This is a genomic window from Chryseolinea sp. T2, from assembly GCF_037203685.1.
Classification (GTDB): Bacteria; Bacteroidota; Bacteroidia; order Cytophagales; family Cyclobacteriaceae; genus Chryseolinea.
This window is the reverse complement of record NZ_JBBCAU010000027.1, coordinates 1-2,643: the sequence shown is the minus strand read 5'-3', so window position 1 is coordinate 2,643 and position 2,643 is coordinate 1. Positions and strand designations below refer to the sequence as shown.

Annotated in this window: 3 protein-coding genes; 1 reads left to right on the top strand and 2 read right to left on the bottom strand. The window is 46.2% G+C overall.

Annotated elements, in window-relative coordinates:
* Nucleotides 1–86 precede the first annotated feature (86 nt).
* Together istB and istA are read right to left on the bottom strand one after the other, a co-directional pair.
* A complete protein-coding gene (gene istB, locus WBG78_RS30665) occupies nt 87–833 on the bottom strand; it encodes an IS21-like element helper ATPase IstB (RefSeq protein WP_337330363.1) in 747 nt (248 codons plus the stop codon).
* Between the two features lie 20 nt (nt 834–853).
* Complete coding sequence (gene istA / locus WBG78_RS30660) at nt 854–2,416, bottom strand: IS21 family transposase (protein WP_337330362.1); 1,563 nt, start codon at nt 2,414–2,416, stop codon at nt 854–856.
* 34 nt (nt 2,417–2,450) lie between these two features.
* On the opposite strand from istA, the gene WBG78_RS30655 reads away from it, so the two are divergent.
* The coding region (locus WBG78_RS30655) for a hypothetical protein (RefSeq protein ID WP_337330361.1) at nt 2,451–2,643 on the top strand (193 nt) is incomplete at its 3' end.

The following is a 2,643-nucleotide window of genomic DNA, read 5'->3' as shown; positions in this document are numbered from 1 at the left end:
TGATAATTCCGGACGCTTTGACCCACCTATTCCGCTAATGGTTTGACCCACCCTATGGCGTGGGAGATTTGATGTGTTTAAAGTTATTATTTTTTTGAAGAGTTATTGGTTGATTTTCTGCGTAACGATTCGCCCTTGAGCTCGAACCGATGTGCGTTAGCGAACAGTCGATCCATAATTGCATCGGCAAGTGTTGGTTCACCGATGTATTCGTGCCATTTGGAGATCGGTAGTTGTGAAGCTATGATGACAGACTTCTTTGCGTATCGATCTTCTAATATTTGGAGCAAGGCAAGCCGCGTGTTTTGATCTAACGGAGCCAGCCCGAAGTCGTCCAGTACAAGGAGCTTAACCCTTTCAAGTTGATTGAGGAGCTTCACAAAAGAGCCGTCCAGTTTGGCCACCATTATCTTTTCAGTGAAGCGATTCAGGTTAAGGTATAGAACCTTGTAGCCCATCACACAAGCCTGATGACCTAGGGCGCAAGCCAAAAAGCTTTTACCTGCACCGGTGGCTCCACTAATCAGTATGTTTTCCGCGCGATCAATGAAGCTGCAATCGGCCATTTGAGCAATCTGGTCCTTAGATAGGTTTCTTTCTTTGCTATAGGATAATTCCTCAAGACTAGCACTGAAGCGAAGCTTGCTGAGCTTCAGGAAGAGCTGGGTTTTGTACTGCTTGCGATTTTGTCTTTCGGCATCAGTAAGCTGCGCAAGTAACACATGCCCTTCGGGATGTTTATGTGTCGGGAGTTGCAAAATTGATTCATAGCTCCGGGCCATTCCGTCTAAACGAAGGTCGCGGAGCTGTTGTAAAGTTGCTTGTGAGTTCATTGAGTATTGGTGTTAAGTTTTTATTGATATGATTGCGGCCCCCGTATTTGCCTGTGGAGAGGTGGATTATAGACAGTATCGGATGCGCTTTTATCAAGGTGATTCTTCAATACATTCTCGACGATCCGGAAGCTCACGGTAGGTGCGTCTTGTATGCGTTGGCAGGCGCTTTCCAGTCGTTCCTTGCTATACTTCTTCTTCAGGCGAAGTATTCCTAAGCAAGTGGTGTAAGTCTGAGCATAAAAGGATCTGGACTGAAGAACTCGTTGAATAACCTTCAACGTTGCAGGACCCACGAAGCTGGCATGCTTCTCAAAGTCCTCAGCATTCCATCCTTGCTGGTCTAGGACATGCTTGTGCCGCTCTGGCATATGGTCTGCAAGAGTGGTATAACCATATTTCTGATAATTACGCCTGTGAAGGGCCACACGCGTAAGGCCATCATAAATATCCACAGTATCCACGGTATAGATAACCTTCAGTCGTTTCCCTATAAGCGTGTAGGGCACGCTGTATTGATGTCGATCCTGCCCAACGATTACATGATAATTACGCTGAACGGTAGCTTCTGTGACGTTTCGTATGAGGTATACAGATGTCGGCAAAGACTTCAGCAATGGCCTTTCAAACTCATCAAATTGTTGTCGGCGTGTACCTTCCCTCGCTTTAAAAGGTTGGTTATTGAGTACCTCCAACTGTTTGCGAAGGGCTGCATTGAGTTGTTCAATACTGGTAAAGACCTGGTCACGCAAGGGAGCATAGAGCTTTTTATAAGCCACGTCTACTCCCTTCTCCACACTAGGTTTGTCTCGTGGTTTTCGAACACGTGCAGTGACAATGGTAGTGCCATAATGAGCAGCTAAAAATTCCATAGCCTCTGTAAACACCGGTTCGTAACGATGCGCCCTGATCACGGCAATCCTCATGTTATCGCATTTAATGCAACCTGGGACACCTCCGATATAGGTCAGCGCATTGCCGAACCCTTTAATAAAATCCTCCTGCCTTTGGCTTCTCAACGCTTCAGCATAAATGAAGTGGCTAAAGGGTAACACGCAGATCAATACCTCACAAGACATCCACTCACCAGAGTTCGGATCTACATAACCAAGTTTACCGCCAGCAAAGTCCACTTGCATCACTTCTCCTGGCTTGTGAGTAAAATGCATCACGGCTGAATCACGTTTGAGATGGCGCGACAGATGTTCGCAGAATTGAGAGTAGCCATATCCATCCGGATGATCTGCCTTGTACTCCTCCCATAACAAGCTACGTGTTACACCGCGACGACTCAGTTCGCTGCAGTAATAATCCAGTCTATGCTTGATTGAATCGAATCGATGATCTATCAAACGCCCTGCATTGTTGCTGGGCTCTTCAGTTTGTACGATCGTGAGAAGTTCTGCGTCATCAACAGCTAACAGGTCGGCCAGTGACCTGCCACATTGCAAAAGTTTACGCAGATAATCGCGAACAGTATTACGACTTATCCCTGTCAGTTTGTTAAGCTGACGAATACTTCTTCCTTGAAGATGTAGTTCTATTAGGCGCTTGATCTGATGCATACGAAGTGGTTGTGGCATGGCTTAAGGATTAAACCCTTAAACAGATACCTGTTTGCATCAAATCCCAACCACTCCAAGGGTGGGTCAAACCATTACCGGAATTTTGCTCGGAAACGGACGACAGGGTGGGTCAGACAATTACCGGAATATGACCTACTTTGAATACGGGGTGGGTCAAATGATTACCGGAATCCCTGGGTCAAACCATTACCGGAATGGTGGGTCAAACATTACCGGAATATTCA

Coding starts and splice junctions, on each gene's coding strand:
- istB (WP_337330363.1), bottom strand. CDS start 833: ATGAACTCACAAGCAACTTTACAACAGCTCCGCGACCTTCGTTTAGAC.
- istA (WP_337330362.1), bottom strand. CDS start 2,416: ATGCCACAACCACTTCGTATGCATCAGATCAAGCGCCTAATAGAACTA.